The following is an 18129-nucleotide window of genomic DNA, read 5'->3' as shown; positions in this document are numbered from 1 at the left end:
GTCGCTGGAGGGAAGGTGCTCTGGAAGTTAGTTCTTGACCGCGTCCTGCAGTCGCAGCAGGGCAATTTGGCGCAGCTGGTCGGCTACTTCGGCCAGCTCCGCCTCGTCGGTGTTTTCCAGTCGTCGCTGGCATTCGGCGAGGATTTCCTCGCTGCTTCGCCCGGCGGCGCGGATGAGGAAGACGCGGTCGAAGCGCTGTTCATAGGCCCGGTTGGCCGCGGCAAGGCGTTCGATGATGTCCGCATTGAGGTCCAGGGCCGCCTGCTCTCCGCGGGAGAGGGTTGCTTCCTGGCTGTTTCCGCCGGCTCGTTCTCCGATGCGCGGGTGATGAGCCAAGGCCGCGGCGATTTCGTCGCGGTTGAATGGTGCGGCGCTGCGGGTTGCGGACTCGTGGAGGGCAGCCAGCGAGGAGAAGGGGCGAGCAGAAACCAGATCATTGATCCAGCGCTCAACATCGATGCACGGACGCAGAATTTCGGCCGCTTCGGCGGCGGAGACTTCATTGAATACGTTGAGGTGCATCGGGTGCTCAGCTCATTTCTAGCTCAAGGGTTAACCCAGGGAGCTTTAGCTGAACACCCTTACCACCGAAAAATTCGGCTTCGACTAGATGTTGGCTCCGTGGAACTTGTTCACCACTGTAAGCCAGTTCACACCATGGCCGTCAAGTCGTGTTCCAAAAAAACTTGGATAAGTCAGACTTTAGGGTTTTTTCCGCACCATGGATAAGTTTTTTTGCCCGGGACTATTGCCATCGGTGCAGTGAGGCCCCCATACTAGTTTCGTAAAGCAAAATAAAACTTCCATAATTCGGAAGTTGAACCATCTGAAGGAGGGTCGCAATGACCGCTATCAATCCAGCCAACTTCAACTGCTCACCGGAGGGACAGCGTCTGGTCGCGGCCACCGAGGCACTGCGGACAGGGCTCTTTCAACCGATCGAGAACCTGGACCCCGACATCGCTCCGCGCATCCGCATCACCCCGCAGGCGCCGAGCATCTGGACCAAGCTCTTCGGCCGGTAACCAGCACTGCACCTAGGTGCACCCACAAACTGCGTAGAGACCATTCTCCTGAGGCGTCGGGCATGGTCTCTGCGTTATTTAACGGGAAGTCACCGCCCGTTCTTGGCCACGCTCAAGAGAATGCTCGATTCCTCCAGCGCGGTGACCTGGATGCGGCCGTCGGGAAGGACCAGCAGGTCCTGGCTGCGCCCTTCCCACTGCTCGCCGCCCGAGCTGATGCGGATCCTTCCGGAAATCACCAGAATGGTGGCCTCGCCCGGGTTTTCATGCTCCTGCAGCTCGGTGCCCCGCGCCAGAGCCATCACCGTTTGCCGCATGACGTGCTCGTGCCCGCCGAAGACCGTGCGCGCCGCACGACCGTTGCTGGCGTTCACTGCTTCGCGCAATTCAGTGCGCGCAATGGCCGCAAGTGAAAATTTCTTCATGTCATCCCCATTCCGCAGGCGATACTGCCGTCAATGCCCCGAGCAGGTCAGACTCCGCCCGGCACCTTGGCTTACAGCATGTCCTGCAGTTCGGTGCCGGTCAAGGAATTCACGCCGATCCACCCTCCGGGCACCGAGACATATCGCACCCGAGGGCGCCTAGGAATGGGCCAGCAGCTGCAACGCGATGACCACGACGCCGACCAGGACGAGCACGAGCATCAGCCACAGGGTGCGCCAGAAGCCGAGCTTGCTCCGGCGCAAAGAGAGCCAGGCAAAGAATGCCAACGCCGCCACGAGCATCCACTGCCCCCAGATCAGCGCCGTGGACGTGGAGAAGACCCCGAGCGCGCTGAGACCCAACGGGATCAGCGGACCGACAATGGCTCCACCAGCTCCCCACGCGACTTCCAGCTGGTGGCGCAGCTCTGCGCGTGTGGGCAGCGACGCGTGGACCGTCGAGTGGGAAATCAGGTCGGCAACCAGTCCTGCCATCAGGATCGCGGCCACGGTCACCAGCAGGCTCACGGCCGATGCCCCGGGTTTCGGGTCATGGCTGTGCAGGTTCATGGCCAGCAGCACCGCGAGCGCGGTGAAGGTCACGTAGACGCGCTCCTTCAGCCTGCTGGTCATCGCTTCGGGATTTTCCGTTGCTTTTCATGGTGTCCTTCGATACGTCGGTTGATCTGCGGATTGTCCTCGGCTTCTATCCGCGGGATGGCCCGCCGAAATCGAGGAACTCGGATTTCGCGGTGCTCGGGGCGGCGACCATGCCCACGATGGAGTCGACCAGGAAGTAGCCGAGCTCCTCCCAGGTCGCCGCATGCTCCCCCTCGGCCACCTGGCGCTCGAACTCCGCGCTGATCCCGAGCACCATATAGCCGAGGATTCCCGCGCGGGCTCGGAGCACCGAAGCGGGAATGCCGCGCAGTTCGTGGCGCGTCCTGCCCACCAGATCGGCCTGCAGCTCATCACCACGGAGCATTTCTGCGCCGATTCCGGACAGGCCCGGGTAGCCGCGCACCTGATAGAGGAACTGCGCCCGGCAGAATGGCTCGGGTTGGGCGGCCAGGTAGTAGATCCACGGCAGCACCCGATGGGTTACCACTTCGCGCAGGCCGCCGTCGAGGTCCTCGCTGACCGGCAGGGCCTCCCGGAATTCCGAAACTTCGGTGATGGCGCGGCGGATCAGCGCATTGAGCAGGTCGTCGCGGGTCCCGAAATGGTACTTGATCGCCGAATGGTTCGCCGTGCCGGCATGTTCGGTGATCTTCCGGTTCGAGACGCCATCGATTCCATGGATGGCGAAGAGTTCTTCCGCCGCATCCATCAGCGCCTCCCGCGCCTTGTCGCTATGCCTGCTCATGCCCGTACGACCCTTCCTCCGTGCCGCTTGCTTCGGTCGCCAAGTCTATCCTCATGACCTTCACAGGTAATTTTACGCCATGTGGCGTAAATTAGTTGATAGACTGCAACGAAGGCATTTTTCGAATGCAGTTTAAACAGATCAATATCGAGGAGCACGACAGCTTGAGCAACCACACCACCGGCCCCGGACACCAGGCTCCGCCCCGGCGGAAGTCCAGGACGGAGGGGGAACCCCTCGATCCGCAGGCACTCGCGGCCAAACGCGCCAAGGCGGAGAAGATCGGACGCACCGCGGCAGTTTTCATCATGCCGCTGCTGATCGTCGGCATGATGATCTGGGGTTACCTCGGTGCCATGCACCACCAGGAGGCCCGGGACATGCCGGTGGCCATCGCAGCAACCAGCACCGCTCAGGCCGAGGACTTAGCCGCCGCGCTGGAGCAGGCCAACGCCGAGGCAGTGGAAATCAGCATTGTCGACTCCCAGCGCGAGGCCCGCGACGAGGTCTACGACCGCGACGCCAGCGCCGCGGTCTTCCTGGACGGGAAGAACGCCACCTTCTACACCGCCGGCGGCGCCGGCGTATCAGCCGCCTCCTCCATCCAGGCAGTGATCACCCCGGTGATGCTCGAGCAGGACCTGAAGATCTCGGCCGAGGATGTCGCCCCGCTTCCGGAGAACGACCCGAGCGGCATGGGCGCGATGTTCCTGGCCACCGCGATGGTCACCGCCGGCTACATGCCGTGGTCGATGGCCTTCTCAAACTCCCCCGAGCTGCTGCGCCGCCGCCGCGCCTTGCCGCTGCTGGCGGGCTGGTCCCTGCTGATGTCCGCACTGGGCGGGCTGATCGCCGGACCGATCCTGGGTGTGCTTGACGGCGCGCAGAGCGTGCAGGTCATGGGTGTGCTTGCGCTCGGCGTATTCGCTGTGGGCGCCGGTCAGCTGCTGTTGACCCGCCTGTTCGGCGCGATGGCGGTGATTCCGGGGATGTTCCTGTTCATGGTGCTCGGCCAGCCGGCCTCCAACCTGGGCATGTCCATCCACGTGCTGCCCGAGTTCTACACCTTCCTGCACCAGTTCCTGCCGATGCCCGCCCTCGGCGAGGCCCTGCGCTCGGTGATGTACTTCAACGGCGACGGGGCGGCAATCCACCTGCTGATCCTGACCATCGGCGCCGTAGCCGCGCTGCTGCTGACCCAGGTGATCGACAACGCCCGCACCGCCAAGGGCAAGAGCACCATTCCCACCGAGATCAACGTGGCAGGCCTGCACGGCGGCCCGCGCCCGAAGAGCAACGCCTGGCGCTACATCACCCTGGGCGCCATCCCGCTGGGCATGGTCGGCGTCATGTTGACCTTCATGCTCGGCGCCATGCAGTCCCCGACCGTGCGCGACATGCCGGTGGCCGTGGTGGGTTCCACCATCGAGCAGGCCGAGCAGACCGCCGCGGGACTGGAAGGCGACATGGAGGGCATGTTCGACTTCACCGTGCTGGATGACCCCGAAGAGGCCAAGACCCTGATCTCCCAGCAGGACCTGGCCGGCGCATTCGTGCTGCCCACCGCGGAGAACCCGCAGGCCGTGCTGTACACGGCCCAGGCCTCGGGCAACTCCAACGTCCAGGTGCTGAGCTCCGTTTTCGGCCAAGTGGCCGGCGCGCAGCAGCTGCCGCTTGACCACCAGGAACTGGCTCCGCTGCCCGAGGGTGACAATGTCGGCATGACCGCCATGTACCTTGGCATGGGCTGGATCATGGCGGGCTTCATGGCGATCATCGTCGGCGACACCGCCGCCCCGCACGCCCGCCGGCTGAAGAACCTGCTGCCGCTGCTGGCAGGCTACTCGGTCTTCATGTCCGCCGTGCTCTACCTGATTGCCGGCCCGTTCACCGGTGCGGTCCACGGGCACTTCTGGGCCCTGCTGGGAACCGGAGCACTGGCCATCTTCTCGGTGGCGCTGTTCAGCACGATCTTCAGCCGCCTGATGGGCATGCTCGCCCTGCTGCCGATCCTGGCAGTGGTGATGTTCCTGGGTGTTCCTGCCTCCAATGCGTCGCTGTCGATCTACATGGTGCCGCAGGCCTTCGGATGGCTGCATGACATCCTGCCGATGCCTGCCGCCACGGAATCCATCCGCTCGATCCTCTACTTCGATGCGGTCGGCGTCGGTTCCCACCTGATCACCCTGGCCCTGTGGGGCCTGATCAGCCTGGCCGTGGTCATGGTCCTGGACCAGATCAAGCCGGTTCGCGGCCACATGCATCCGGTGCCTGAGGAGGTGCTGGCCGAGCTCAGGGGCCAGACTCCGGCGGACAAGGCGGCCCTGGCCGCCGAATCCGCCAACGAGATCGATGATGAGGCCAGCCACCTGGCCAATGACGAGCTCGAGAAGGACGCGCTGGGCGTCTAGCCGCCTCAACGCCAGCCGTGCCCCGGGGACTTCCCCCGGGGCACGGCCGTCTAACCGGACGGGCGAAACATCCCGGGCGTTTCTGGGAGCTGGCCGCCGCGGTTCCTAGGATGGGAGCAGACGCCTCACCAATGACCCGCTGAATCTTCCAAGGAGAATTGATGACCTCGGCACCTGAGAACCCGTCGGCCGCCCGCACCATCGTGATTACCGGCGCCGGATCCGGCATCGGCAAGGCCACCGCGCAGCTGCTGCTGGCCCGCGGATGGAATGTGGTGCTCGCCGGGCGCACCGAAGCGACGCTGGCCCAAGCCTCCGATGGCCATGACAAGGCCCTGGTGGTTCCCGCCGATGTCACGGACCCGGATGCCGTCGATGCGCTCTTCACCCGGGCGGCGCAGCGCTTCGGCCGGGTGGACGTGCTGTTCAACAACGCCGGGGTCTTCGGCCCCGCGGTGCCCATCGACGAGCTGTCCCCTCAGGCATGGGAGGAGGTCTGCAGCATCAACCTCACCGGCGCGATGAATGCGGCGAGGGCCGCCTTCGCGCACTTCAAGCTGCACGGTGGCGGACGCATCATCAACAACGGCTCGATCTCCGCGCAGGTTCCGCGGGTGAATTCGGTCGCCTACTCGGTGACCAAGCACGCGATCGCGGGCCTCACGAAATCTCTGGAACTCGACGGGCGCCCGTACCGCATCCGGGCAACCCAGCTGGACATCGGGAATACCGCCAGCGACCTGCTTGATGATTTCGGGGCGACGCAGGGGGCTTTGCAGCCCAGTGGGCAACGCCTGGTTGAACCGACCTTTCCGTTGGCCGAAGCGGCGGATGCAGTGGCCTACATCGCGGGCATTCCGCTGGGAACCTCGATCAACCAGTTCACCATCACCGCCGGCGGCATGCCGTACATCGGGCGGGGCTAGCGCCGCGGCCTGCCTGGTCCGGTCCGGAGCGGCCTAGAAGAACTCGGACAGCAGGTTCTCGAGCTTGGAGAACGCGGAATTCCAGGCCTTGGTGCTGGATTCGATGACTTCGTAGGGCAGCGGGCTCTGCGTCAGCGTGATGCTTGTTTTCCCGGCGAATTCCTGGAAGTCGACACGGGTGGTGATCACCAGTTCAAGTGTCATTTCATGCGGCCCGTCGTCGCTGACCAGGCAGGTGTACTCGTCAAAGGCGGTGATGACCGCCTTCAGCGGGACCTTGGCTTCCGGGTTGTCGACCTGGACCATGGTCAATTCATGGCGGCCGCCGACCATGGGCTCGAAGACAATCGAGTCTTCTTCGATGGCCCAGCCGTGCGGGCCCCACCACTGGGCGATGATTTCCGGTTCCACGAATGCCGCCCAGACCGCGGTGCGCGGTGCGGAAAATTGGCGGGACATAACCAGTTCAGTCATCGAATCCATGCTTAGTAGATTATCGCGTCCGGGCCGCCCGGGTCGATGTGAGATCTACTGCTGCGGACGGCGGCGCGGTTCCATGCGGCTGGCGGTATATACGGTCAACGCGTCAGCCTGGGTGCCGGCCGCCTCATGGGCTTTGAGCACCTTGTAGGCGCGGTCCCATTTGTGGCGTTCGCGGGGGCTGTCCTTGAGGTTGCGCTCCGCCGGGCCGAAGATGCTCAGGCCGAGGTACTTCAGGCGCCACAGTGCCCGATAACCCAGCCCCAGGCCAGTGGTGTCTTCGATGATGGGCAGCGGTGACTCATCCATGATGGTCTTTCCTCTTCGGTGTTATCGGACATGCAGTCGGCATCCCCTGGTAACCCCAAGTCTACGATATTAGTTGGTGCACCAACTAATTAATGATTCAGCCCTTCGGCGCGGCCGAACCGGCGGCAATCATCCGGTCCAGGATCGTGCGGAGCTCCACCGCGTCCTCCAGGCTCAGGTTCAGGCGCTTCATCATTTCCTTCGGCACCTTCACGGCCTCGGTGCGCAGCGCCGCCCCCTGCTCGGTGGTGGTGATGACAATGGCCCGCTCATCCTGCGGATTGCGGGTCTTGACGATCAGGCCGGCTGTTTCCAGGCGCTTGAGCAGCGGGGAAAGCGTTCCCGGATCCAGGTGCAGCTGGTCGCTCAGTTCACGCGCGCTCATCGGCGCGAATTCCCAGAGCGCCAGCATGACCAGATACTGCGGATGCGTCAGCCCCATGGGGTCGAGAACCGGCTTGTAGGCCGAGATCACCGTACGTGAGGCTACCGCCAATCCGAAGCACACCTGCTTCTCCAGCTGCAGCAGTTCTTCGTCTTGCAGATTCATGCTCTCCACGGCCCCTACTTCTTCTCGTCGCAATGCTGTCCTCCTATTGATCGTACGCTGTTGCCGGACTTTGGCGGCCGAGGGCTTTCCTCGCCGGCGACCGGCTTCATCCGCCACGCCGCCGCGGAATAGGTAGCGAAACCCGGTTGCACTGCATAGCCTTGTGCCTATGAGCAACCTTGAGCAGGCGCCGGCAGAAATCGACTGCTGCGCGGGTCAATCCCCCTCCGAAATTGAGATCCTCGAACCGCGCGAGGTCCCCTTGGGCGGATTGAGGGCCATGACCGTTTTCCGCACGCTCCCCCAGAAGCAGCGCAGCCTCATCGGCGCCTGGTGCTTCCTCGACCACTACGGCCCCGACGACGTCACGATCACCGGAGGCATGAACGTCCCGCGCCATCCGCACACCGGGTTGCAAACCGTCTCCTGGCTGTTCACCGGGGCCATCAACCACCTTGACTCGGCAGGCTTCGCGGCCACCGTCCGCCCGGGCGAAGTGAACCTGATGACCGCAGGTCACGGCATCAGCCATTCGGAGATCCTCACCGAGGGCACCACGATCCTGCATGGCGCCCAGCTGTGGACCGCGCTGCCAGACGGCGCGCGCGACATGGAGCCGACCTTCGAGAACTACCGCCCGGAGCCGATGCACGGCGATGGCTGGTCGCTGTCGGTCTTCCTGGGCAGTCTCGCCGTCGGATCGCAGAGCTCGACCTCGCCGGTCAAGACCCACACGGAGCTGTCAGGCGCGGAGCTGCGCCTAGCACCGGGCGCCGAGATCGAGATCGTGGTTCCGGAGCATCACGAACACGGCGTGCTGCTGGATTCCGGAAGCCTAGAAGTCAACGGGCACCAGCTGGAGTCTCGCGAATTGGGCTACGTTCGGGCCGGCGGCAGGTGCCTGCGCCTCAAGGCCGGGAATGAACCAGTCCTCGCCCTTGTTATCGGTGGTGAACCGCTGAATGAAGACATCTTGATGTGGTGGAATTTCGTGGGACGGTCCCACGAGGAGGTCCTGGCCTTCCGCGCCCAGTGGCAGGCGGAAATCGGCGCCGAACCCGGCGATGCCAGCGAAGACCGCTTCGGGCCGTTCCCTCCGAACACCCCCGCGGCGCTGCCGGCGCCAGCGCTGCCGACCGTCAAGCTGCGCCCGCGCGTCAACCCGTCCTAGTACATCTGCAAAGGAAACATGAACATGAGTGAGATCAAGCCGGTATTCCTCCCCGAGCGCCAGCGCTTCTCCCTGGACGACAACGGCAAGCGCATCGGCGCGGCCCACTACCGCGACTACGACGGCACCGACGGCGTGGAGCGCATTTTCTTCCACACCACCGTGGACGAGGAGTACGGCGGACAGGGCTTGGCCAGCGTCATGGTGAAGTTCGCGCTGGACAACACCATCTCCAGCGGCGCGAAGATCGTGGCAGTCTGCCCGTACGTCAAGGGATATGTCGCGAAGCATTCGGAATACCAGGCGCATCTGGTGCAGCCGACCCCGAGCCACTTGGAAATCCTTCCGCGCAGCTGAACCGGGGATTTCAGGGTTTCATCTCCAGGCCGCGCGCGGCCAGCTCCTCGCGGAGAATGCGAATGGCTTTCGGTCCGACGCCGTGCAGTGCGAGCAGCGCGGCGGCGCCGGCCTGCCCCGCCTGCTCGAGGCTGGTGATGCCGGCCTGCTCGAAAGCCCTGGCGGCGGGATTGCTGGTCTTCGGAAGCTGCGTATCCATGCCCCCAGCGTAGTCAAGCCGCTGGCCGGGCAACAGGCTTGGTGCGCGGCGAAACGATGATGAGGACCAGCGCCAGGGCCAGGCAGAAGCTGAACACCGAGATGAAGCCCCACCCTGCGGCCGCCGTGGCGAAAATGACGCCGCCCAGCGCCGTGGCGCCGGCGGTACCCAGCGAATCGGCCAGCGTCATGGCCGAGGAGTTGAATCCCTGTTCATGCTCGGCCGAGAGCTTGAGCATATTCACGTTCTGGCGCGGGTAGATCATCCCCATGCCGAAGCCGCCCACGGCCCAGCCGCAGATCAGCACCGCCACCGGCGGGTGGTACACCGCGGTGAGCAGCGCCGTGGAGATCGCGACCGTGCTGGCCAGGGCTCCGAGGGTGATGCTGTGCGAATTCGAGAGCTTGTCGCCCAGCTTGCCCTGCAGCCACGAACCCACCGACCAGCTCAGCGCCGAAGCGGTCAGCACCAGTCCGGCCCGGTCCGGGCTCAAGTGGTAGTCCTCGCGCAACAGGTAGGGCAGGTACACCTCGACACCGAAGAACGCGCCGGCGACCAGCGTGCGTGTGCTCATGGTGGCGGGCAGCCCGCGGCGCACGCTGAAGGTGCCCTTGGGCAACAGCGGGCGGATGGTCAGCAGCGCCAGCAGCAAGGCCGCGAGCAGGGCCGGCAGCGACCAGGCGCCGCCGCTGTTGCCCAGCAGGTTCATCGCGATGACAGCCGCTCCGGTCAACCCGGCCAGCAGCAGGCGTTTCCAGGAGACCGGGCCCAGCTCGGAGTGGGACTCCCGAGGCAGCCGGTCCAGGGCCGGGATGATGGCGCAGAAGGCGAGGGCAACCAGCCCCATGACACCCAGGAACACCCAGCGCCAGCCGATGAACGTCGCAATCAGCCCGGCCAGCCAGGGGCCGATCAGCGCGGGCAACACCCAAGCGGTGGCGAAGAGCGCGAAGATCTTCGCATGCAGGCTGCCGGGGTACGCGCGCGCGATGAGCACGTAGATCGCCACGGTGATCGCGCCGCCGCCGATGCCCTGGAGGATGCGCCCTGAAATCAGGATCTCCATGCTGCCCGCGGTGCCGCACACCAGCAGGCCCGCCAGGAATACCGCTACCGAGGCGAACAGCGGAATCTTCGGCCCCCAGCGGTCGGTGATTTCGCCGGCCGCCACCATGCCCAGCATGCCGCTAGCCATGGGCGCCGCGAAAGACAGGGCGAACAGCCGATCCCCGTCCAGCACCTCGCTGACCAGCGGCATCACCGTGGTGACCCTTCCACAGGTGTGGTTGGGAAACCAGTTAGCGTTGCAGATCAGATTACATTTAGATCTTTCGAGATAGTATCTCTTTAAACTCACCATTTATTGGCCAAAGAGCCACTAATAATCAAAGGCGGCACAATCTTGCGCAAGTCTATTTTTCTATTGCCCGCGCTGGCCCTGAGTCTGGCGCTTGCTTCCTGCTCCGGAGGCTCCGAACCCGCGCCTGCACCAACACCTAGCGAAGCACCCGCGGCGAGTGAGGCGCCGGTAGAATCGTCTGCCTCGCCCTCGGCATCAAAACCCGCGGATGAGTCAGGTGTGAAGGAGTACGCTTTCGCCACCGGAATGACCTTCGGCAAGGTCGCCACGTCCGGCAAGCCCAGCCCTGAACTGGATGCCTTCCTCGATGCCGCCGGCGAAGATGCTGGCGATGCCTACGAGGACGACTTCACTTTCTGGACCGTCACGATCGACAACCGTGAAGGACATGCCGAGGCATTCCCTTACGAGTTCCGCGCCTATGACAAGGACGGCAGTGAGTACATTTTCAAGCGGACCCTAGATTTGGTCGAAGCCGTGCAAGAGCAGCTCCCTGATGCTCCCGATGCCACCGAGGACAGCCCCGAGTGGAAGGCCTACGAGAAGCGATTCGACCTCTACGAGGCCGCGTTCGAGTCCGAGAGCGTCGTGGCGAATCCTGGAGCGTTGAAGAAATTCACGGTGGTTACCGGAGATGACCTTCCAGAGGAATTTACGCGGATGAGCATTGACCTAGGCGGGCTCGTTGGCGAAGCGGAGGTCATCACTTTGGAAGACGCCAATTCACAGGGTTACCCGATGGACTTCTAAAAGTCTCGTCGTAACGCAGAAAACCGCCCCACCCTCGCAATGAGGGTGGGGCGGTTCGTCGTTCAGGTGGGAACGCGCGCGAGCTGAATTCCCAGATATGGCTCTCTGTGGGAATCCAGCGGACTGGTTTATTCGGTGGTGCCCTCGGTGTCGATCACGATGTCTGCCGGCAACGGTTCTTTTTCGACGCCGGTGCCGAGGCCGATCTTCGCGAGGAAGTCCTGCGCCTTGGCCAGCGCCATGAGCCTGGTGATCAGAGTGGCGAGGGCAACGAGGAACGCCACGGCGGCGGTGATCCACGCACCCCACGATGGAGGCAGGTATTCGCCCATCACTTCCTGGAGGATCGGCAGGGCCGCGGCCAGGAAGCCGATGGCCGCGAGCAGGTACGCCACACCTGTGCGGGCGGTCGCTTGCCATGGGTGCGCCACCTGAGTCGGGACGCCAGTTGCAATATGCTTTGCCATGATTACCATGCCTTCACTTTCTTGAGGTTGGAGATGTACTTCTTGGTGAGGTAGCCGTGGGGGTTGTTCCACCCGTTGCGGCCCGAGGTGTAGGCGGCCCATTTCTTCGAGGTCACGCCCCAGTAGCCGTCGGATGCCCAGTTGTCCGGGACGCCCTTCATCTTCTTTGTGGCGTTCTGGGCGCGGACGACTTCCTGGTACTTCGCCTCGGTCTTGGCCAGCCACTGCCCGTCCGGGACCAGCCCGTGCCATGCCTGGTAGGCCTCGACGTCGTTGGCATCGAGGTTCTTGTAGCCCATGGCCTTGAGCTTCTTCTTCACGTCTGTCGGCACGCTTGGCTTGGCGGCAGGCTTGGACGGCTTGGAACCGCCTCCGGCAGGCTTCACCGGCGCGATGCTCGTGCGATCCGGGGCGGAGCCGATCTTGACGCTGAACTTCTCGAACGCAAGTTCCGGCGCGTAATCAGAATTGGAATTGCGCCAGTCCGCCCACAGTTCGAAGTGAAGGTGCGGGCCGGTCTGGGTGCCGGAGCGGTCGTTGTAGCCGAGCAGCTGCCCCGCGACAACCTTGTCCCCCACCTTGAAGTGATCCAGCGGGCGCATGTGGTTGTAGCCGTTGCCCTCGCCGTCCGGGTTGGAGATCAAGCCACCGTTGCCAGTGCGGCGCGGTGCCCAGGTTGAGGACTTGTTGCCAGGCTTGGCGTTGCGGACGATCTCCTGCCACGTGCCGGCGAACGCCGCGTAGACGGGCATGCCGACCTGGCCAGGCTTCGGCGGTGCGATGTCCAGACCCTTATGCCCCGGGTAGCCGTCGCGGTCGTTGTGGTGGCCGGTGAGCCGGCCTTCGAATGGGCTGATCATTCCCACTGGGTTCTCCTTCTGGTTGGGGTCGGTGAGGTCGAGGAATTCTTTCCAGCGGCCTGCAGCGCGCATCTTCGACGGGCAGTCCTTGCCGGTCCAGTGCGCGTGGTCGTACACCTTCGAGCGGCCGATGCCATGCTGGCGGCGCAGATCGCGGACAACCCTGGCCGCGTTCTTGAACGCCTGGTCGTAGTCGCCGTCCGAGTTGACGCAGATCTCCACCGCGATGGATGACTCGGCAGCTTCGCGGGTGCCGCCGTGCCAGCACTGCGCGGTGTCCGGGTAGGAGCGGATCGCTTCGGTGTCGTCCACGGTGATGTGCCAGGACGCTTGCCGGACGTTGCCGGAAGTTTGCAGGTTCGCGTGAGCCTGGGCGTCGGCGCCCTTGGAAGTGTTCGCGGTTTCGTGGACCGTGATAGACGTGCACCGGTTGGTGCCGCCGTAGATCTTGTCTTTCTTCTTGACCAGCTGCTCGCGCATAGGCCAGCCCTTTCTTTCGGGTATGGGTATGCCCGGGAGCGGCGTGCCCCCGGGCATGAAAAAAAGCCACCGTTCCGGGTGGCTTAGTCGATGGTGATGTTCGGGCGTGCCGGCGGGTGCTCGGATGCCCGGTAGTGATGCCAGCGGTGCGTGAGGTCATCCCAGGCGGCGTTGAACGTCCGGACTGCTTCGCGCAGCCGTTGGATCGTCCGGTTCTGCTCCCGGATCTGTGTTTCCAAGGAGTCCACCCGGCCGGCCAGCTTCTGGCGCTCTTCGCGTTCGGAGTTCAGGTCCGTGCGCAAACGGCCGTAGTCCTCCCGCAAATCGTCGGCGATGGCCATGGCCATCTGCTGCGACTTCTCCGCCACTGCGATATCCGCATCACGTTTGCGCACCGGGGCTTCGCGGCTGAATTGCCGGTAGCCCCAGAAGCCGCCGCCCGTGAGCAATGTCAGTACCCCCAGGATGATTGCTACGATCGACGCTTCACTCATGCTGGTGTCCTTCCACCTCGGCCAGGGCCCGGCGCACAGATCGCTCGATCATGATGATCGACACCGCTCGCACCACTGATCCGATACCCAGGGCCAGCGGCACGCCCCAGGCGAACGCGCTGCCTGGGTAATGCCACGAGACGGACAGCGAGTAGGTGGCGAAGCCGCCGGCGGCCATCCACCAGCCCAGCTGCTCGATGGCCCATCCAGTGGAGACCTTGTCTCCCCACCAGTTCAGGCCGGTGAGCGCGAGCAGTCCTCCGGTGCCGAGGAACCCTGACACGAGGATGACGATGGGCCACGGCATCTTGTCCATGCTTTTGGACGGGATGAAGTCCGGGACGATCAGCGACAGGACAACGAGCACCCCGAAGAGCACGGCGACAGCCGCGACCGTCGTATCCATGGGGTGCACCAGCAGCCGGTCCCACCAGCGGGGTGGGTTCCGGGTCGGTTTGAAGACATGCGTCGGCATCACTCCTCCAGCCCCTTGACGGCGTCCATCAGCTGCTCATCGGTCACACCCTCCGTGGAGACTGTGCCGTCGATGTCACAGCTGATGTTGTCCACGCAGGCTTTGGTCACCGCGATGCGGCTGCTGGTCGTGTCCGGTTTGCCTTCGATCTTGAATGCGATCTCCAGGCGAAGACCCCACATCGTGTCCCCGCCGAGCGCCCGCTGGATCTTCAGCAGATCGCTGGTCGTTTGCGGCCGCACCGGATCCGGTACGACCGGTGCCGGGGTTTCCTCCGGCTCCACTGGTGTTTCGTCCATTCCCTCTCCCCTTTCCATGAGTTCGGGTTACTTCGTGTAGGTGATGCGCAGCTTCGTCTTATTTCCGGTGAACAATCCGTAGTACTCAGAAGACGTCGACGAAGACGGAGGCAAGAAGCTGATGCCCTTCGTATTGCCGCTCTTGAATCCGGCATGCACCGAGGACGGCAACGTGATCCAACGCCCCTCCGGCTTCTTCAGCTTCTGCCGTTTCACATCATTCGCGGCCGACGACCACGACGACGGGGCGCTGGCGTGGTTATGCACACCGATGCACGCTGTGCCGCCGGCAGAGGAATGCCAGTGCTTCGCATAGACATAGACCTCGATTTTCTTCACCGTGGCACCCGACAAGCGTGTGAGCTGCGACGGGAACCCCACGAGGCCTCGCATCACACCGTTGCCCGGCACGTACGGCGAACGGCCCTGCGCGGCGGCTCCGCTGTACGTGGAGTGCGTCGCTTGGGAACCGTCGCCGGTGTAGGCCTGCCACCAGGTGGCGTTGATGGTGTCGGTGTACTGCCGCACCGGATCCGGGTCTGGTGCTGGTACAGGCGGCGGCGTGGTGCCTTGCTTGTTCGAGTCGATGTCGCGGCCGGTGTACGAGGAGCGACGGAGCCCCAGGTCGGCGACGACGACTGACCAACGGGCCGTGTCGTTGGTATCGGAGGCGACGGCTGCGCGCCCGGAGTAGATGTACACTTCCGGGCCGAGCATGATCTTCCCTTCGGGGATGTCCTCCGGGCATCGTGCGTACACGGTGACCATGGCTTGGTCGAATCCGCCTCCTCCTCTCAGGTAGTAGCGGGACCCGGTCAGCGCATTATTCGTTGCCGCGCCGGCGGAAATCGATTTTCCAGGAGCTGAATACACGATGGCTGCGCCACCGATGGTGCCACCCATGGAAGATGTTTCCTTGATCGCAGGGGTGCGGTAGGTGATCTGGTACATGCGGCCGTAGACCGCATCCAGCGTCACGACTGCACGGATGCGAGCGTGGTCGATACCTCCGACGGCGTTCCAGCCCTGGTTGGGTGTGGAGACTTCCTGGTGTGCGACGATGCCGTGTGGGATGACGGTCATCCACGCGTTACCGTCGGCGACGTTCGGGTGTTCTTCGACGTACTTCATGAACGTGGCGCCGAGAGTGTCGCGCCCGTTCATCGTCACCCCGTAATCACCGGAACCGTGCCCGCTGGTGAGCGGGTCACTACCTGTGACAACGGAACCGTCCAGCCGTGATTCGCCGGCGATGCTGAGCGCCTGCCCGGTCACGCCACCCTCGGAGTCGAGGGCAGCGAGCACCTCTCCTGTTGTCGGGTTGGTGATGGAGTAGACGGTTCCACCATCGGCACGGATCTCCGTGACCGGTTCGCCGCCCTCGGCGCCGTAGACACGCAAGCCCTGGTTGTCGAGTTTGAGACCGACAGCTTCAGCAGCGTCCGTCCAAAAGTACGAGCCGATGAACTTGCCGCCGAAGAACTCCTTGCCGACGAACATCTCCGACTTGACGATGCGAGCCGTTAGGTCCGCAATGAAACCAGTGTTCGCGGCAAGATCGTCGGTGTCGATTTGCTTGGCTTTCACCGAGCCATCAACGAGCATTTCACCCGCATACATGCGGCGAGCGCTGACATTTCTGACGCGCACATTTACGGTATCAGCGTTGCCAACCAGCCCGATGATCCATGACTTCACCGGCCATGGCGCAGGTGGGACAGTCAGTTCAAGCGAATAATCAGCTTCGGTAGGTCCAAATGAAGCAGTAGTCGAACTGGCCGAAACATTCGATCCGCCGGAGATCTCGCTATACATCCAGATGCGCGCTGACACGTTCACGGTTACAGATGACAGGCCCTTGAGGGTGATCTTTAGCTTGTCGCCTGCTTGGAAGGGGAACCCCGCGTCTCGATCCCGAAACATCAGGTAGAGGTTTGTCGATCCTGGCGCTGATGCTGTGTGGGCACCTTCTGTGACGGTCTTGTAGTTCGCGGGACTTTTGACATTCACATCGAGCACCGGGTCGATGATGGCGTAGTTCTCGAAGTCACCGAATGCTGCCATTTGGGCGGTGATTTTCCGGGACATGACTACGTCGGCCCAGAGCTTGTTGATGACAGCTTCGGACATCGTTCCAGTGGTCGCGAAGAGGTTCTTCACGTCGACCGTCTGGAAGGCCGCGGTAGCCGCCGCGATTTCTTGGGCGTTCAGGCGTGCTGTAGCGATCGTGCCGGCAGTGATCCTGTCTGCATTCAACTGGATCACGGTAGCCACCTGGGCGGCGATCTCCGAAACATTCAAGCGAGCAGTGTTGATCGTGCCGGCTGTGATGCGCGAGGCGTTCAACTGGATCACCGTGGCGACCTTGGCCGCTACGGCGTTCGCATCGAGCCGGTCAGCGCTCAGCGTGCCCGCCGTAATACTCTCGGCATTCAGCTGGATCACGGTCGCGATCTCCGCGGCCAAGCTGGCCACGTCGATCTGTGAGGCCCCGATCTTCCCGGCGGTGATCCGGTCAGCGTTCAGCTCAATGATCGACGCGATCGCCACGGCGAGCGCTGCTGCGTCGAGGCGGGCTGTGGCGATGGTGCCGGAGGTGATCTTGGCTGCGGACAGGTTCGGGATGACCGTGGGGGTCATGGCCATTGCTACCCAGCCGGATGCGGTCCATCGCCAGTAGCCGATTTCGTTGCCGTTGGCGTCGATGCGGGTCCAGATTGCATTGATGGGTCGGCCGGTGCCGTCGGCGAGCACGGGTGCGGCGGTGCTGACCGGGGCGATCAGCAGGGCCATGTCGGCTGCTGCCTTGGCGTTGGCGATCGAGGTAGGTAGCGTGGTGCTGATTGCCGTTTCCGCAGTGGATAGGCGCGACTTCGCGTTGTTCAGTTCGGTCGTCAGGCCCGGCAGTGTGGTTGAGTCCAGCGAGTCCAGGCGGGTTTTGGCCTCGTTGACCTTGGCCGTGTTCTGCTGAATCAGGTTTGGCAGGGGCGCCAGGTCAGTCTTGGCCTGGTTCAGGTCAGTTTGCAGCTGCGGCAGGATCGTCCCAGTCAGGTTCGATATCGTCGCGTCGTTGGCGCTGAGTCGCGTCTCGTGTGCTGCGAGATCTTCCTCGGCCGCGTCCAGTCGGGTCCCAAGGTTGCCGGCCTCGGTGATGACTCCGTCGTATTTCTCGTCAAGCTGGATCAGCTCGTCTTGAATATCTACCGGTGACGGGTAGCCTGGCCCGTCCAGCGTCACGGTGTCGGACATCTGAGACCACTTTCCGGCCTTCGACACCGCGACCAGACCGAACGTCCATTGGCCGGCGTCGAGGATCACTACGGCGACGTCTCCCAGCTCGCCGGTAATCGTGGCCAGTTGCGTCTCATTCGATGGCGTGAACACTTCGACGCGCGAGGCGTGCAACGACACGTGAGAGAGATCCATCGGGGACAAGGCATCACCGGCGAACTTCCCCGACCATCGGCCCTCGACGCTGCCGATACCCGCCGTCAACACAGGAGGGACGGGCTCGGGTGGCACCGGACCATTCACTGTTACCGGCGTGTGCGTGCCATCGTGCTGCTCCCCCACAATCTGCACGAGCGTGCCGTCCTGGTCGTATTCTTCGATACGTCCGGACTCGATGGCTGAGTTCGCCAGCTGCGGGCGGCCGTTGGCCGAAGCCATGCGTTTGGCTTCGGCGATCTGTTCGACCAGCCAGGCGGCGTCATCATTCAAGCGAT

At 63.6% G+C, this 18129-nt stretch carries 21 protein-coding genes; 6 read left to right on the top strand and 15 right to left on the bottom strand.

Annotated elements, in window-relative coordinates:
- Nucleotides 1–27: 27 nt before the first annotated feature.
- Nucleotides 28–522: a 2-oxo-4-hydroxy-4-carboxy-5-ureidoimidazoline decarboxylase gene (uraD, locus tag DFO58_RS16345; protein ID WP_047120512.1), complete on the bottom strand. Its 495-nt coding sequence runs from the start codon at nt 520–522 to the stop codon at nt 28–30.
- Between the two features lie 320 nt (nt 523–842).
- Here uraD and DFO58_RS16340 point away from each other — a divergent pair, with 320 nt between their 5' ends.
- A complete protein-coding gene (locus DFO58_RS16340) occupies nt 843–1025 on the top strand; it encodes a hypothetical protein (protein WP_047120513.1) in 183 nt (60 codons plus the stop codon).
- Nucleotides 1026–1114: 89 nt separating this feature from the next.
- On the opposite strand, the gene DFO58_RS16335 is transcribed toward DFO58_RS16340, so the two are convergent.
- The 3 genes from DFO58_RS16335 to DFO58_RS16325 form a co-directional block, all read right to left on the bottom strand.
- Nucleotides 1115–1450 carry a cupin domain-containing protein gene (locus tag DFO58_RS16335; protein WP_047120514.1) on the bottom strand — a complete coding sequence of 112 codons (336 nt, stop codon included), beginning with the start codon at nt 1448–1450 and terminating at the stop codon, nt 1115–1117.
- Between the two features lie 159 nt (nt 1451–1609).
- Complete coding sequence (locus DFO58_RS16330; RefSeq protein WP_120991706.1) at nt 1610–2083, bottom strand: hypothetical protein; 474 nt, start codon at nt 2081–2083, stop codon at nt 1610–1612.
- Nucleotides 2084–2156: 73 nt separating this feature from the next.
- Nucleotides 2157–2816 carry a TetR/AcrR family transcriptional regulator gene (locus DFO58_RS16325; protein ID WP_047120516.1) on the bottom strand — a complete coding sequence of 220 codons (660 nt, stop codon included), beginning with the start codon at nt 2814–2816 and terminating at the stop codon, nt 2157–2159.
- 125 nt (nt 2817–2941) lie between these two features.
- Between DFO58_RS16325 and DFO58_RS16320 the strand changes: the two genes are divergently transcribed.
- Nucleotides 2942–5227 (top strand): ABC transporter permease, encoded by a 2286-nt coding sequence (locus DFO58_RS16320; protein ID WP_120991705.1) that lies wholly within the window; start codon nt 2942–2944, stop codon nt 5225–5227.
- A 161-nt stretch (nt 5228–5388) separates the two neighbouring features.
- Complete coding sequence (locus DFO58_RS16315; protein WP_047120518.1) at nt 5389–6153, top strand: SDR family oxidoreductase; 765 nt, start codon at nt 5389–5391, stop codon at nt 6151–6153.
- 33 nt (nt 6154–6186) lie between these two features.
- Here DFO58_RS16315 and DFO58_RS16310 read toward each other — a convergent pair whose 3' ends face one another.
- The 3 genes from DFO58_RS16310 to DFO58_RS16300 form a co-directional block, all read right to left on the bottom strand.
- Nucleotides 6187–6627, bottom strand: coding sequence for an SRPBCC domain-containing protein (locus DFO58_RS16310; RefSeq protein WP_183043238.1), 441 nt, complete (start codon nt 6625–6627; stop codon nt 6187–6189).
- 54 nt (nt 6628–6681) lie between these two features.
- Nucleotides 6682–6942, bottom strand: coding sequence for a hypothetical protein (locus DFO58_RS16305; protein ID WP_120991703.1), 261 nt, complete (start codon nt 6940–6942; stop codon nt 6682–6684).
- Nucleotides 6943–7039: 97 nt separating this feature from the next.
- Nucleotides 7040–7492 carry a MarR family transcriptional regulator gene (locus DFO58_RS16300; protein ID WP_047120521.1) on the bottom strand — a complete coding sequence of 151 codons (453 nt, stop codon included), beginning with the start codon at nt 7490–7492 and terminating at the stop codon, nt 7040–7042.
- A 169-nt stretch (nt 7493–7661) separates the two neighbouring features.
- On the opposite strand from DFO58_RS16300, the gene DFO58_RS16295 reads away from it, so the two are divergent.
- Nucleotides 7662–8663 carry a pirin family protein gene (locus DFO58_RS16295; protein WP_120991702.1) on the top strand — a complete coding sequence of 334 codons (1002 nt, stop codon included), beginning with the start codon at nt 7662–7664 and terminating at the stop codon, nt 8661–8663.
- Nucleotides 8664–8687: 24 nt separating this feature from the next.
- Complete coding sequence (locus DFO58_RS16290; protein ID WP_120991791.1) at nt 8688–9020, top strand: GNAT family N-acetyltransferase; 333 nt, start codon at nt 8688–8690, stop codon at nt 9018–9020.
- Nucleotides 9021–9030: 10 nt separating this feature from the next.
- On the opposite strand, the gene DFO58_RS16285 is transcribed toward DFO58_RS16290, so the two are convergent.
- Together DFO58_RS16285 and DFO58_RS16280 are read right to left on the bottom strand one after the other, a co-directional pair.
- Nucleotides 9031–9219 carry a hypothetical protein gene (locus tag DFO58_RS16285; RefSeq protein WP_053799110.1) on the bottom strand — a complete coding sequence of 63 codons (189 nt, stop codon included), beginning with the start codon at nt 9217–9219 and terminating at the stop codon, nt 9031–9033.
- Between the two features lie 13 nt (nt 9220–9232).
- Nucleotides 9233–10477, bottom strand: coding sequence for an MFS transporter (locus DFO58_RS16280; RefSeq protein WP_183043237.1), 1245 nt, complete (start codon nt 10475–10477; stop codon nt 9233–9235).
- A 144-nt stretch (nt 10478–10621) separates the two neighbouring features.
- On the opposite strand from DFO58_RS16280, the gene DFO58_RS16275 reads away from it, so the two are divergent.
- Nucleotides 10622–11329 carry a hypothetical protein gene (locus DFO58_RS16275; protein ID WP_147407319.1) on the top strand — a complete coding sequence of 236 codons (708 nt, stop codon included), beginning with the start codon at nt 10622–10624 and terminating at the stop codon, nt 11327–11329.
- A 128-nt stretch (nt 11330–11457) separates the two neighbouring features.
- On the opposite strand, the gene DFO58_RS16270 is transcribed toward DFO58_RS16275, so the two are convergent.
- The 6 genes from DFO58_RS16270 to DFO58_RS16245 all read right to left on the bottom strand — a co-directional run bounded on the left by DFO58_RS16270 (nt 11458) and on the right by DFO58_RS16245 (nt 18124).
- Nucleotides 11458–11796, bottom strand: a complete 339-nt coding sequence (locus DFO58_RS16270; protein ID WP_147407318.1) for a hypothetical protein — start codon at nt 11794–11796, stop codon at nt 11458–11460.
- Between the two features lie 2 nt (nt 11797–11798).
- Nucleotides 11799–13136 (bottom strand): N-acetylmuramoyl-L-alanine amidase, encoded by a 1338-nt coding sequence (locus DFO58_RS16265; protein WP_183043236.1) that lies wholly within the window; start codon nt 13134–13136, stop codon nt 11799–11801.
- Nucleotides 13137–13219: 83 nt separating this feature from the next.
- Complete coding sequence (locus DFO58_RS16260; protein ID WP_120991697.1) at nt 13220–13630, bottom strand: hypothetical protein; 411 nt, start codon at nt 13628–13630, stop codon at nt 13220–13222.
- Nucleotides 13623–14105 carry a hypothetical protein gene (locus tag DFO58_RS16255; protein ID WP_120991696.1) on the bottom strand — a complete coding sequence of 161 codons (483 nt, stop codon included), beginning with the start codon at nt 14103–14105 and terminating at the stop codon, nt 13623–13625. The genes DFO58_RS16260 and DFO58_RS16255 overlap by 8 nt, the downstream gene beginning before the upstream one ends.
- Nucleotides 14105–14404, bottom strand: coding sequence for a hypothetical protein (locus tag DFO58_RS16250; protein WP_120991695.1), 300 nt, complete (start codon nt 14402–14404; stop codon nt 14105–14107). Before DFO58_RS16250 ends, DFO58_RS16255 begins: the two co-directional genes overlap by 1 nt.
- Nucleotides 14405–14431: 27 nt before the next feature.
- A complete protein-coding gene (locus DFO58_RS16245; RefSeq protein ID WP_120991694.1) occupies nt 14432–18124 on the bottom strand; it encodes a hypothetical protein in 3693 nt (1230 codons plus the stop codon).
- Between the last annotated feature and the right edge of the window lie 5 nt (nt 18125–18129).

The sequence above is a fragment of the Arthrobacter sp. AG1021 genome (assembly GCF_003633665.1).
Classification (GTDB): Bacteria; Actinomycetota; Actinomycetes; order Actinomycetales; family Micrococcaceae; genus Glutamicibacter; species Glutamicibacter soli.
The sequence above is the reverse complement of the archived record's forward strand: the minus strand, read 5'-3'. Positions and strand labels throughout refer to the sequence as shown.